The 12,213-nt window shown below is 71.6% G+C and carries 15 protein-coding genes; 5 read left to right on the plus strand and 10 right to left on the minus strand.

All coding sequences use genetic code 11. From position 1 onward, the window contains the following. Nucleotides 1-88: 88 nt before the first annotated feature. Nucleotides 89-883, plus strand: a complete 795-nt coding sequence (locus ACZ6JT_RS34820; protein WP_469216157.1) for an MBL fold metallo-hydrolase — start codon at nt 89-91, stop codon at nt 881-883. Nucleotides 884-958: 75 nt separating this feature from the next. Here ACZ6JT_RS34820 and ACZ6JT_RS34825 read toward each other — a convergent pair whose 3' ends face one another. The 3 genes from ACZ6JT_RS34825 to ACZ6JT_RS34835 all read right to left on the minus strand — a co-directional run bounded on the left by ACZ6JT_RS34825 (nt 959) and on the right by ACZ6JT_RS34835 (nt 3,342). Continuing rightward, nucleotides 959-1,627 (minus strand): class F sortase, encoded by a 669-nt coding sequence (locus ACZ6JT_RS34825; protein ID WP_469216159.1) that lies wholly within the window; start codon nt 1,625-1,627, stop codon nt 959-961. Between the two features lie 98 nt (nt 1,628-1,725). After that, on the minus strand, nt 1,726-2,550 hold the full coding sequence (locus ACZ6JT_RS34830) for a hypothetical protein (RefSeq protein WP_469216161.1): 825 nt from the start codon (nt 2,548-2,550) through the stop codon (nt 1,726-1,728). Between the two features lie 66 nt (nt 2,551-2,616). Next, the gene (locus tag ACZ6JT_RS34835) at nt 2,617-3,342 is read right to left on the minus strand and encodes a ribosome-inactivating family protein (RefSeq protein ID WP_469216163.1); all 726 of its coding nucleotides are present in this window, start codon (nt 3,340-3,342) and stop codon (nt 2,617-2,619) included. Between the two features lie 302 nt (nt 3,343-3,644). Here ACZ6JT_RS34835 and ACZ6JT_RS34840 point away from each other — a divergent pair, with 302 nt between their 5' ends. Continuing rightward, the gene (locus ACZ6JT_RS34840; RefSeq protein WP_469216165.1) at nt 3,645-4,859 is read left to right on the plus strand and encodes a hypothetical protein; all 1,215 of its coding nucleotides are present in this window, start codon (nt 3,645-3,647) and stop codon (nt 4,857-4,859) included. Nucleotides 4,860-4,911: 52 nt separating this feature from the next. On the opposite strand, the gene ACZ6JT_RS34845 is transcribed toward ACZ6JT_RS34840, so the two are convergent. From ACZ6JT_RS34845 to ACZ6JT_RS34865, 5 genes are all read right to left on the minus strand, one after another. Beyond that, nucleotides 4,912-6,381, minus strand: a complete 1,470-nt coding sequence (locus ACZ6JT_RS34845) for a membrane-associated oxidoreductase (RefSeq protein ID WP_469216182.1) — start codon at nt 6,379-6,381, stop codon at nt 4,912-4,914. Nucleotides 6,382-6,545: 164 nt separating this feature from the next. Further along, on the minus strand, nt 6,546-6,926 hold the full coding sequence (locus ACZ6JT_RS34850) for a toxin Doc (RefSeq protein ID WP_469216167.1): 381 nt from the start codon (nt 6,924-6,926) through the stop codon (nt 6,546-6,548). Nucleotides 6,927-6,928: 2 nt separating this feature from the next. After that, nucleotides 6,929-7,174 carry an antitoxin MazE7 gene (locus ACZ6JT_RS34855; RefSeq protein ID WP_469216169.1) on the minus strand — a complete coding sequence of 82 codons (246 nt, stop codon included), beginning with the start codon at nt 7,172-7,174 and terminating at the stop codon, nt 6,929-6,931. 93 nt (nt 7,175-7,267) lie between these two features. Then, complete coding sequence (locus ACZ6JT_RS34860) at nt 7,268-7,879, minus strand: GOLPH3/VPS74 family protein (RefSeq protein ID WP_469216171.1); 612 nt, start codon at nt 7,877-7,879, stop codon at nt 7,268-7,270. A gap of 180 nt (nt 7,880-8,059) precedes the next feature. Next, nucleotides 8,060-8,413, minus strand: a complete 354-nt coding sequence (locus tag ACZ6JT_RS34865; protein ID WP_469216173.1) for a hypothetical protein — start codon at nt 8,411-8,413, stop codon at nt 8,060-8,062. A 216-nt stretch (nt 8,414-8,629) separates the two neighbouring features. On the opposite strand from ACZ6JT_RS34865, the gene ACZ6JT_RS34870 reads away from it, so the two are divergent. Continuing rightward, nucleotides 8,630-9,172: an MOSC domain-containing protein gene (locus ACZ6JT_RS34870; RefSeq protein WP_469216175.1), complete on the plus strand. Its 543-nt coding sequence runs from the start codon at nt 8,630-8,632 to the stop codon at nt 9,170-9,172. Here the strand turns inward: ACZ6JT_RS34870 and ACZ6JT_RS34875 are convergent. Then, nucleotides 9,123-10,490: an MFS transporter gene (locus tag ACZ6JT_RS34875; protein WP_469216176.1), complete on the minus strand. Its 1,368-nt coding sequence runs from the start codon at nt 10,488-10,490 to the stop codon at nt 9,123-9,125. The two genes, ACZ6JT_RS34870 and ACZ6JT_RS34875, sit on opposite strands and share 50 nt — an antisense overlap. A 98-nt stretch (nt 10,491-10,588) precedes the next feature. On the opposite strand from ACZ6JT_RS34875, the gene ACZ6JT_RS34880 reads away from it, so the two are divergent. Together ACZ6JT_RS34880 and ACZ6JT_RS34885 are read left to right on the plus strand one after the other, a co-directional pair. Then, nucleotides 10,589-11,728 (plus strand): DUF5937 family protein, encoded by a 1,140-nt coding sequence (locus ACZ6JT_RS34880; RefSeq protein WP_469216178.1) that lies wholly within the window; start codon nt 10,589-10,591, stop codon nt 11,726-11,728. A gap of 108 nt (nt 11,729-11,836) precedes the next feature. Then, complete coding sequence (locus tag ACZ6JT_RS34885; RefSeq protein ID WP_469216180.1) at nt 11,837-12,019, plus strand: DUF6188 family protein; 183 nt, start codon at nt 11,837-11,839, stop codon at nt 12,017-12,019. Between the two features lie 98 nt (nt 12,020-12,117). Here ACZ6JT_RS34885 and ACZ6JT_RS34890 read toward each other — a convergent pair. Next, nucleotides 12,118-12,213, minus strand: a 96-nt coding sequence (locus ACZ6JT_RS34890; RefSeq protein ID WP_467992924.1) for an aggregation-promoting factor C-terminal-like domain-containing protein, incomplete at its 5' end; no start/stop codon positions are given.

The following is a 12,213-nucleotide window of genomic DNA, read 5'->3' on the forward strand; positions in this document are numbered from 1 at the left end:
CGTGATTCTCACGTTAAGGCTTGCGCGTATCCGTGAGAACCCTCTACGGTGATCACGGATGAACCACTCCTTAACCGTGAGGTTGCTCATGTCTGCCACCGGCACCACCGCCTTCGAGCAGTTCCCCGTCCGCGTCTTCGGCGGCCCCACCGCCCTCTTCGAGTACGGCGGTCTGCGGTTCCTCACCGACCCGACCTTCGACGCCCCCGGCGACTACCAGAGGCCCGGCGGGGCGCTCCTGGTCAAGACCGCACCCGCCACCGGTACCCCCGCTGACCTGGGCCCCGTCGACGTGGTCCTGCTCTCCCACGACGAGCACGCCGACAACCTCGACACGTCCGGCCGGGCCCTGCTCGCCGACGTCCCGCTCACCCTCACCACCCCCGGCGGCGGAGAGCGCCTGGGAGGCGGCGCCAAGGGGCTGGCCGACTGGGAGTCCGTGGAGCTGGACCGCCCCGGCGGCGGCACCGTCACCGTCACGGGCGTGCCGGGCATCCACGGCCCCGGACCGCGAGATGAGGTGGAGCCGATCACCGGCCAGGTCATCGGATTCGTCCTGACCGGCGAAGGACTGCCCACCGTCTACGTCAGCGGCGACAACGCCTCGCTCGACGTGGTCAAGGAGATCGCCGCCCGCTTCGCCCCCGTGGACACCGCCATACTCTTCGCCGGCGCTCCCCGCTTCCCCTTCCTCTTCGACGGCGAACCGCTCGTCCTGAGCAGTGCGCAGGCCGCCGAAGCCACCGGGATCCTCGGCGCCCGCCGGGTCGTCCCCGTCCACTACGACAGCTGGGCCCACTTCACCGAAGGCGGCGACCAGTTGGTCGCCGCCTTCACCGCCGCCGGGCTGGCCGACCGCCTGGACCTGGGCAACCGGGGCTGAAAGGGCGGCGGCGGGGTCCGTCAGCCGCAGTGGGGACCTGCGGCTGACGGACCTCTTCCCGGCCCCCCGGCCCGGCTACGCGGCGCCCGTCATCCGGGCGAACACCACCACGTTGCTGTCGTAGTAGTGCTTCTTGGGGTCGAAGTCCCCGCCGCAGGTGACCAGGCGTAGGCCCGCGTGGTCGAGGTTCTTGTAGACCTCCAGCGTGGGGAACTCGGCCTTCGGGTACTCGGCGACCCGGTCCACGGTGAACGTGGCCGTCTTGCCGTCCCGCCGGGCCACCTTGATGGTGTCACCGGTCTTCATCGTCTTCAGCTTCTCGAACACCGCGGCTGCTCCGTTCCACGTGACATGACCGGCGATCACGGCCGGCCCCTGCGAACCGGGGGTCGGCCCCGGTTCGTACCAGCCCGCGAGCGCGGGATCCTTGGGGGTCTGCATGGTGCCGTCCGCGTTCTGCCGGAGGGTCTCCAGGGAACTGGACAGGCCGAGTGAGGGGATAGTGATCTTCTGCGGCTCGGACCGGGCGAGGGCGGGCTCGGCCCCCGCCGCGCCGCCCGTACCCGCGCCGCCCGTACCCGTACCACCCGTGCCCGTACCCGTACCGCTCTGCGATCCGTCAGCGGGTGCCGCGGGGGCCGGCGCCCCGCCCTGGACCGTCTGCCCCGCCGGGGCGGGCGGCTTCGCCGCATCCTGGCCGGCACATCCCGCGAGGAGCAGCCCGGCGAGGGCGGCGGCCGCCACGGGGCCTGCGATCCGGCGGCGGGGCCGCGCGGCGGAGCCTGCGCGTACGGGTGCACGTACGGCTGCGGGCGCGGGTCCGGAGGACGTGGGAGCCGGCTTCACGCGCCGCCCCCGGTGGTCTCCCTGCGGGCGGGGACGGCCACGGCCCGCCTCGTTGCGACCGCCACCGCACCGGCCACCACCGCGAGTATGGCGATCGGCACACCGTCGTGCATCGTCACGGACGCCGCCGCGTGCTGGGTGGAACCTCCGCCGGTCTCGATGCCGCCGACCGGGATGGACCCGACGGCCGCGCCCTTGACCTCCCCGCAGTTGGTCGGAGCCGTGGCCTCCTGGGGCAGCTTGGGGTCGAGCTCGCTCTTGCCGGCTCCCTCGAAGTCGTACTTCTTGTTCTTGTTGCGGTCGATGCCGTGCTGTACGACGTGCAGGTCCTTGATGTGGTCGACCACGTCCTGGCCCACGGTGATCGTCCGCTTGTAGGAGACTTTGCCCTGCTTGTCGGCGACGGGCATGCGGTCCACGGCGAGACCGCTGGTGGCCTTGGTGTCCCCGGTGGTGGTGAGGGAGATGTTGATGTCGCCGTAGTCGTGCGTGGCCTCGGTGTTGCTGAGGACCCCGTCGCGGTCGGTGTCGTCGGTGGCGTCCGGGCAGTGGAAGTCGTGGCCCTTCGTCGAGCCGTGCAGATGCTGGGCCGACGGCTGTCCGGGCACCATGCCCTTGGACTCGATCTGCACGGTGAGTTGGTTTCCCTTGAGGCTGAGCATGACCGTACCGCTGGAGCCCGATTCGTTCAGCTGCGCCAGGTCGATCTGGTACGCCTTTCCGCCCTCCGCGAGAGCTGGTCCGGAAAGGCCGAGGGTGAGGAACACGGCGGCGGGTACGGCGGCGAGAACCACGAGGCGACCGGTGCGCTTGACTATCACTTTCGCTCCTGTTCCGTGGATCCCCGGGGCGGGAATCGCAGGTCGTACGTAGTGGAGACGAGCCCCTCAGGCGACTCGCTCCTTCTTCGGCGCCCCAACTCCCGCAGAGGGGTGCCCGGGTGAGGCACTTCGGACGACGGCCGCGGCTGACAGCCGCCCACCGGTCATCCAGATGCGTGACATCGCATCGGTCAGGGCAGGGAATCGGGCAGCCTCGCAGAGCATTTCCGAGAGCACGAGAATTCCGTGGGCGGTGCGCTGCGGATCTCGGTTCCGATGCAGCCAGACCACCGCTTCACCCAAGGGGCGGCGCCCCAGGAGGATCCCCGAACGCCGCACGTCGGCAGCCGACTCCAGGTCGGAACGGCCGCCGCCGAACGGCAGGGCCTGGGCCCGGCGGATTCCCGGTGGCGCGACCGAGTCCCGCACGTGTCGGACGTACGCTTCCGGGGGTGCCTGCCCGTCCTCGAAGGTGTTGCGGAATCCGACGATGCGAAGGCCCGCGTTCTGCAGGCGGAGCTCGATGTAGAGCTCTATGAACAAACCTCGAAGCTGAATGCGCACGGGGAGGTGGGGCATTCCCCCCTCCCCGCGCCCCGCCGTGCTGAAAGCGCCCTGAGCATCTTCCACCCTCGACCGGATGGTCGACGTCAGGACCCGATACTCGTCCACCGATGCGTACGCCGGGGAAAACGACACGGGTTTCAGCATGGCCGCCCGTATCAGGTGAAGGAGCCGGAACTCGGGCTCCTCGGAAGTAATCTGACCGCAATCGGTTCGATTCTGCTGCACTCACGCATGCACATCCACCGCCTTCGACATCATTCCGATCGCCGACGGGTGTCACGTTCCCATCGCCGGGTTCGGTTCGGTTGGGACCTTTGTAGTCCTCCTGGCGGCGGAAGAACGAATACTTGGCCTCTCGTGCTAAGAAATCAGCGCGCGATCCCGACGCGCGGAGATCGCCCGACGTCCCTCAACGAGCCCTATCGGACGCCCCGTTGGCAGGACAACCGCCGACGCACAGCGCCCGAGCCCACCCGCAGCACGTAATCCGCTTCGGAGCACGTCGGGGTGCGCAGTAGCATCCCCGGATGCCGAACATCGAGACCTTGACGCCCGCGGCCGGGCGGGCCGACTCCGCCGGACTGCGGGCGTACGACCCCGACCTGCTCGCGCGGTGCGCCGTCGACGGCGCGCAGCCCTGGTGGCGCCGGACGGCCTGTGTGGAGGCGCTGGTCGGTCGGGTGCCGCAGGCGCGGGTCGGTGAACTGCTGGCGTGCGTCCGCGACACCGAGGACTCGGGAACGGTTCGCAAGGCGCTGCTGGTGCTCCTCTCGGACCGGGCCGAGCTCCTCCCCTGGCTTCGGCACGAGGACCGGCTGCGCGAGGAGGCGTACGGCATGCGGGAGGCGGTCCTCCAGGCGCGCGGGGCGCTCGGGGACCGCACGGCGGCGGGCGAGCTGGCGACCCTCGCGTTCAGCCACTGGCGGACCAGGCGGGCGGTCGGGGAGGCCGGACTGGACGCGCTCGTGGACCGGCACGGGGTGGAGGCGGTGCTCTCGGAGCTCGGGGGCGGGCGGCCGGAGGACCGGGCCGTCGCCGTGCGCGTACGGGACCGCGCGGGCGAGGACGTCACCGACGCGCTCGCCGACCCGGACCCGGCGGTGGCCCACCTCGCGCAGTCGCTGCTGACCTGCCCGGACCGGCTCCGCGCCCACCTCGCCGAGGCTCCGACGACCGATGCCGCGCTGTGGGCCGCATACGCGCTGCACCGGCTGACCGGCGACGTGGCGCAGACCCGGGCCGTGTACGAGGCTCTGGGGCGCCCGCGGGTGGAGGTCGAGGGTCTGGACGAGGAGATCCGCAGGGCGATCGTGCACGAGTACGGGCACGAGTGCGAGAAGCAGAGCGACCCGCGCTGGCGGATGGAGGCCCTGTGCACCGAGCCGCCGCAGCCGCCGGACGAGGAGCGGCAACTGGCCCTGGCCACGGCCGCGCTGGCGGCTGCGGGGCTGGCTCCCCGCCCGCCGCTCTCCTGCGGTGCCGCCCACCGGCAGGGCGGCGGCACGTACCACGTGATCGGGTACGGGGACGGGGGCAGGAGCGAGGTCTTCGTCAGCACGCTGGGTCGGTTCGCCGGCGACCACGAGGACGATCCGGCCGCCCGCGCCGCCCTGGAGACGGCCGGCTTCCGCTGGATCGACGGGCCCACCGGGTCGATCCGCGTCACCGGCCTCGGTGTCTACTACTTCGGCGCGCGCGAACCGCTCGACGTGCACACGCTGTTGTTCTACTGGCAGGACTGAGGACGGGCGGTCCTGGGACCCCGGCGAGGCGACCGGCTCCGCGCTCGTGTCCTCATGACCGGCTTACCGTGCGGGTCACGCCCGTGAGGATCGTGGTGGCCAGCACCCAGCCGGCGATGACCAGCGCGAACGACAGCCACTGGTACCAGCCGTCCGGGGAGAACGCCGTCTCCTGCCCGAAGCTGATGACCGGCAGGAGCAGGTCCAGGGTGTAGAAGACGGCGTTGAAGCCAGGGCCCTCGCCCGCCTTGACGGGATCGGGGTGGTGCACACCGTAGACGATCGACCCGAAGGCCAGGAGGGACAGCAGCCAGCCTGCCGCGCGCAAGGGACGGAAGCCGTAGCCGACCGCGGCGTCCTGGACGTGGCCCCACATCCGTCCGTACCACGGGAGGGTGGAGCGTCGGCGTCGTTGTTTGGCGAGCTGCACGAGGCGGGCCGCGTCGTCGTCCCCGACGTGGCGGTACGCGGCCGTCAACTGCTCGTAGAGGTGGGGCTCGTACGGGCCGCCGTCGCGTTCGAGCATCGGCAGTCGGCGCTCGGCGGGCTCGTGCGGGGTGAGCACGGTGTACCGGAGGTTGCTGAGGAGCACCTGGTCCGGGAGCACGTCCGGTAGCAGGCTCAGGATCTCTATCTGGGACCGGCGCAGGTTCAGGGCTCCCTGGACGCGGCCGCTCCCGCCGAGCCAGAGTTCACCGATGAGGCAGCTGCTGGCGCGCAGCGCCGTGTCGCCCGGATGCGACAGATCGGCGTGGAGCAGATCGAGACGGGCGGTGATGTGCGAGCCCCGGAGTTCGACCCGGCCCCGCGCACGCATGCGCCGTGCCCGTACGTGCGCGCCGACGTTGAGGTTCTGTGCGTCCAGCGCGGTGTTCCCGGGGCAGTTGAACTCCGCTTCCTGGAGGTTGATCCGTCCCGCGACGGACGCGCCGGTGAGCCGTACCTGTCCGTCCGCGCGCATCTGCGGCGCCCATATGTCCGCCCCGATCGTGGCTTGGTTGAGCTGCAGCACCGGCTCGGCATCGTCCGCTGCGGTGAACTGCGCGCGCTCCATGTGCAGCGCGCCGGAAATCTCGGCGCCGGCGAGCCGCACCGGACCCCGTAGGCGGCAGTCCGTCATCCTCAGTACGCCCGCGACCCGCACGCTGCCCGCGGTGAGGCCCGGCAGTACGGACCCGCTGAGGTCGAGCTCGCGCACCTGGGCGCCGTACAGGTCGGGGACGGCGTCGAAGCGGCAGTGGCTCAGCCGGACGGCGACGTCGATCGTGGCGTGTTTCAGGTCCAGTACGCCGATGACTCGCGCTCCCGTGATGACGAGCGCGGCGATCTCCCCCTCCTCCTGCGGGGCCTCGAGGAGCAACCTCCGCAGCACGGTGGCGCGTACGCTCCGCTCGGGGCCCCAGGCGTCGCCGAGCGACGCGTCCTCGTCCTCCGCGGTGCGGAAGTCCAGGGAGTCGCCGCGGGCATAGGCCCGCCACACACGTGCCTCGGCAGCGGACAGCTCGTTGTCTGGAAGGATCATGCTCACGCACGGACTCTCACGTGCCACGTCTGACGTGTCAACCGCCCTTCCTCCGGCCCGCGGTGAGTCATGGGCGGGACGGCGTGGGGGGCCGGTGTTCGGGCCTCCCGCCGTTCCCGCGCCTCTCCCCCGCCGTTCCCGGCCTCGGGGGGTCTCCCGGCCGGTCAGGGCTCCTGTTGCAGGGAGCGCAGTCGGTCGGCTACGTCGTACACGCTCAGGCGCAACGTGCGGATGTCGGTGATCAGGTCGCGCCAGGGTTCGAAGGCGGTGTCCACGTCTTGGCCCGAGGCCCGGATGTAGGCCACCGCCACGCCGTAGCCGAAGTACTCGTTCCGGGCCGGCAGCGGGCGCAGCAGCACGATCTGTTCCAGCAGCGCCGCCGACCGCCAGTACGCGTCCGGCTCATCGGCCGCCAGCGCCGGAGTGTTCACACGGTGCCGCGCGACCGCGGCCACCAGACCGGAGTAATCGGACACGCCCAGCTCGTTGCCGAGCAGCTCCTCCTGCCGGTCCAGCAGCCAGCGGATGTCGATGTGCAGCTGCAAGATCAGGCCGCCCGGTGTCCGGTCGCGGACGACGGGGGTCCGCCGAACTCGCGGTCGAAGGCCTCCGCGATGCCCGGCTGGCAGACCGCTTCGCGGAACGCGGCGGTCGCCCGGCCCAGCGCGAGCTGGTTCTCCTGCTCGATGGCCAGCTCCGCCAGGTAGGCCCGCACGCTCATGCCGTGCGCGGCGGCCACCGCCGCGAACCGGTCCCGGGTGACCGAGTCGATCTTCACCGTCGTATCTGCCATACCTCCGAGTATGCACGCATGAATACTGCCGTGAATACCCTTCGCGGATTCAGCTGACCGTGCGGGGTCCCGCACGGCCCGGCCGCTCCGTCGTCATCCGCCGCCGCCCCGCCAGATGTTGTCGAAAGCCGCGTCCTCGATGGCTCGCCGTTGCCGTACGGACGCCAGTTCCACCAGCGCGTCGCTGACGGCGGCCAGGACGGTCGCGACGTCGTCGTCGGCCACGTCCTGGACGTCTTCGGTCCGCTTCCCTCCGACGCCCACGGCCCCCGCGAGGGTGGTGAGGACGGGTTCGTCCGCTGCCCAGCGGTCGGCGGCCCGGCGGCGTGCGGGTGAATCGGCCAGCACCAGCTGGCCGGCCCGGAAGGAGATCCCCTGGCGGCGCTGCCGGACGAGCTGCCCGTCGGCCTCCAGTTCGGCCCGGTAGGCCTCGGAGAGGCCGCGACCCCGGCGCCACAGCCAGTCGGTGACCGACTCGTAGGGCTCCTCCCGGACGAGCGACGCGGCCGCCTGCTCCAGCAGTCGATCAGCCTGCGCGCTCTGGTCGCCCGGCACGATGTGATCCCCGTCCAGTCTGACGGCCTCGACCGCGAGGAGGTCGATCGCCTCGGCCCCGGCGAGCGCGAGCGACAGCTCGCCCTGTTCGACGGGGCTGTCGGACCCCGCGTCCATGGCAATGATCAACAAGTCCCGAGGGGTGGTCATCAAGGGCTCCTCTCACAGTGCAGGCAGGTCGCCGGCCCATTATTGATCGACCCGGGCCCCGGCCGCCGTGTGCATGCGCATGCGAGGCGGCGCGGTTCGCCGCCCCGCGCGCCGTCGCGTGCGCCGCCGCGGCCCTCGTTCGGGTGCGGTGACCAGGGCTGGGGCGGTGGCCGGCCCGCCTCAGCGGAACTCGTGGATCACCTGGATCTCGCCGACGATGTGCGCGTTGAACTCGTCCAACTCCTCGGCCGGAACCCACAGCTCGAGGATCGTCCGTCCCCCGGCCTGCTGGACGGGGTACCGGCTCAGGAACTCCGACTCGACCTCGAACCGGGTCACGAAGCCGACACCGCTGTGCTTCACGTTCCAGTCCCGCGCGATCCTGATCGCGTAGTCCTCGTTGAGGACCGGGTAGAAGATCGGCTGCTCGGGGAGGCGGGGCGGCCACGCACGCCAGTTCAGCTCACGGACCAGGTCCAGCTCCTGGGGGCAGGTGGGGCGCCACAGGGTCGTCGTCGCACGCTGCCTGGTCATGTGAATCGCTCTCTGAACGCGGAAGGCCCGCTCCCGCTGGTATGGCTGGTCGGAGACCGGACGATACCGGCGCCGGCAGTGCGAGGACCACGCGGTTTCCGCCCCGGTCAGCGCCGCGCCCGGCCGGTCGGCCGCGGCTCCTTGGTGCGGTCGTGCCTTGAGGTCCGCGGGTTAGGCTCGTAGCTGATCATCACCACTGAGCAGGGGGACGCGGAGATGTACGGGACAGTCACAGCAGTCAGCAGCAACGGCGAGTACTCGTTCACCAAGCCGAACCGGGACAGCATCACGCTGCTCGCCGGCCTCGGGGTGAAGGGCGATGTCCATGCCGGTGTGACCGTCAAGCACCGCTCGCGCGTGGCGCAGGACCCCACGCAGCCGAACCTGCGCCAGGTCCACCTCATCCACGAGGAGCTCTTCGCCGAGGTCGGTGCGGAGGGGTTCGACGTGGCGCCGGGTGACCTCGGCGAGAACATCACCACCCGCGGCATCGATCTGCTCGGCGTGCCCGTCGGCACGCTGCTGCACATCGGCGACGCCGCCGTGCTGGAGGTGACCGGCCTGCGCAATCCCTGTCTGCAGATAGACAACTTCCAGGACGGGCTGCTGAAGCAGGTCGTCGGCCGCGACGAGGCCGGGAACATCGTGCGCAAGGCCGGAATCATGTGCATCGTGAAGGAGGGCGGCTCCGTACGCCCGGGCGACACGATCAGAGCGGAGCTTCCCAGCGGGCCGCACCGCCCTCTTGAGCGGGTCTGACCCTTCCCCTCCCACTCCCCCGGCTTGCCGCGAGGGCGCGGGCGTCGAGACCGTCGGGCCGGGTTCCTCGATCCTTTTCGGTGGCGACGGCTCCGGCGGAGAGGAGCGTCGCGGCGGCGAGGCTGCCCCAGAGCGCGGCCGGGCCGTGGGGGGCGAGGCCGGTGATGACCGCCGGGGAGACGGCCAGGCCGAAGCCAGTGGAGAGCTCGAAGCGGGCGAGGGTGCGTCCCAGGACATGGGCCGGGGCGAGGACGGTGACGAGCGCGGTGGCACTGCCGGCGTAGAGGATCTCGCCGATGGTGCAGAGCACGGACACCGCCGCGACGGCCGGGGCGCCCCAGCCGTGTCCCTGTGCGGTCCCGGCGAGGAAGGCGAGGTAGGACGCGGCGAGCACCACGCCGGCGAGGGCCAGCACGGTGCGCCGCGAGAAGCGGGACATCAGGACGGTGACGGGCACCTGAAGGGTGACCACCAGCACCGTGTTGGCGACGAAGACGGCCGCCGACCACGCCGGGGACGCGTGCAGCTGTGTCACGAGCACCAACGGGAGCGCGATCTCGGGGACGTTGAGGCAGAACGCGTAGACCACGTTGGCGGCCAGCAACGCGCGCATGCGAGGTGCGGGCCCGTCGTCCCCACCCTCGGCCGGGGTGGCGGCTGGTCGCGCGCGCAGTCGGACCGACCAGGCCAAGGCCGTCGCGGTGAGGCAGGCGAGCCCGGTGACCACGGCCAGCGCCTGCAGGGCGGCGGCGCCGCCCGCCAGGCAGGCGGTGGCGAGGAGCGCGCCAACGCCCATACCGGCGTTGCGCAAGGCGCGGCCCGCCGCCAGGGCGGTGTCGCGTTCGCGGCCGTGCGCGACCGTCGCCACGAGCGCCGCGTGGGCGGCCGGCCAGGCCTGGTTGCCGATGCCGAGGAAGAGCGCAGCCGTCGCGAACGGCCAGACGTGCCGCGCCGGGGTGGCCAGCAGCAGCGCCACTCCGAGTACGCGTACCAGCATGGACGCTGCCACGACCGTGCTGCGTGCGCCCCGGTCCAGCCACCGCCCCACCGCGGGCATGCACAGCAGGCCCACGACGACGCCGGCGGTCATGGCGATGCCGGTGGCCGGCGCGGACAGCTTCAGCACCGTCACTCCGTAGAGCAGCAGGAAGGGCCGCAGCAGGCCGGTGCCGAGGGCGTCCACGAGGAGGGCGACGGCATAGCGGGGGCCGCCGGAGCCGCGGACGAGGGCGCCGGGCCGGATCTTGGTGGTGGTGCTGGGGGTGCTGGTGCTGGGGGTGCTGGGGGTGCTGGTGCTGGGGGTGCTGGTGGTCGTCATGGCGTCAACGTGCGTTCGGCCGCCGGGGCGGGCACGTGGGTTGACGGACATCGTCAACCCACGCCCTCGTCGACCGTCCGGTCAGTGATGATGACGCGGTGACGTTGAGGATCGACATCAGCGGGCTGCGGTCCGAGCGACTGCGGTTCGCCGCCTCCCCGCTGGCCGAGCTGACCGCGATGCTGCACGTACTGGCCGAACCCGGACACCATCCGCACCTCGCCGGCTGGGCCGGGGACGTCTGGACCCGGTTGCGGCCGGAGTTGGCCGAGCGGTTGCGGGAGGCGGAGTTCCTCTGGCGGTCCTCACAGGCCGACTTCCTGATCCCCGCCCGGCCCCGGCCGACCCTCGCGGAGGAGTTGGACGACGTGGACCGGATCGACGACGAGACGTACGTGACGGCCGCGCTCGTCACCACGTGCGGCAGCAGCCGGTTCCAATCGGCCGGCCCGTCGCCGTCTTCACCGTCGACGCTGTCGTCACCGCCGTCACCGCCGTCACCGCCGTCGCCGCTCACCGACGCGAGGGCGCGCGAGCGGGCCCTGGAGCTGGCCCAGGCCCGCGGCGGTCGGCAGGAGGCCTTCGCGGAACGGCTGCTCGCGGACCCGGCCGCCGTGCGGGCTCGGGTGCGCCAGACCCTGGAACAATGCGCCGAGGCCTTCTTCGATGCCGCCTGGGCGGGCGTCGCCGTGCAGCTCGCCACCGACCTGCGCCTGAAGAACGACCTGTTGAGGCATCAGGGCATCGGGGCGGCGCTGGCGTCGGTCTCCGGGGCGGTCACCCTGGCACCGGACGGCGACTGCATCGTCGTGGACAAGCTGCAGGACAAGTCGACCGCCGCCCACGGCACCGGGGTCACCTTCATCCCCAGTGTCTTCGGCCGCCCGCACCTGGTGGCGGTGCACGCGCCCGGGTGGCAGCCGGTGGTCCAGTACCCCGTGGCCGAGCCGAGTCCGTCCGAGCCGGTACCGCTGGAGATGGTCACGCTCCGGCTGGAGGCACTCGCCCATCCCGTACGACTGCGGCTGCTGCGCACCCTGGCCCGCGGCCCGCACACCACCGGCGAGCTGGCCCACACCTGGGAACTGTCGCCCCCGGAGGTTTCCCGCCACCTCGCCGTGCTGCGCCGGGCGGGCCTGCTCACGGCCCGACGGCACGGTCGCTACGTCCGTTACACGCTCAACCTGCCCGATCTGACGGCGCTGGGCACGGATCTGCTGGCGGCCGTACTGCGCTGACGCGCAGCCGGGTCGCGGCGCACTCCCGTACGTCGAACTGCTCGCCGCCGTGCTCGTACGGGCCTTCCGCCCAGGCCGCCTCCCCCGGCACGTGCCGGGGGGGCGAAAGTGCTTTCCGCGGTTGCGTTCAAGTCCGGGGACCTGCGGATGGTGTTCGACAGTGACACGCATCTGACGTGCCCGGCCGACCCGTCCCTCGAAGCCTGGCAGATCAGCGGACCGGGCGGATGGCGCTTCGCCTCGCTGCCCGGCGGGGACCTCGCCGTCTGGTCCCCCACCGCGTCTCGTTGACGTGTCTGGAGACGCGAAGACGCCCGGCCGGAAAAGTTTCCGGGCCGGGCGTCTTCGTATGTCTGCTGGGGGCTGGCGTGTGCTGCTGCCGGCCATTTCTAGTACCAGTGGTTGGCGGACCAGAAGTTCCAGGCGCCCACGGGGCTGCCGTAACGCTCGTTCATGTAGTCCAGGCCCCACTTGATCTGGGTGGC

It is taken from the genome of Streptomyces sp. NPDC046308 (assembly GCF_055588065.1).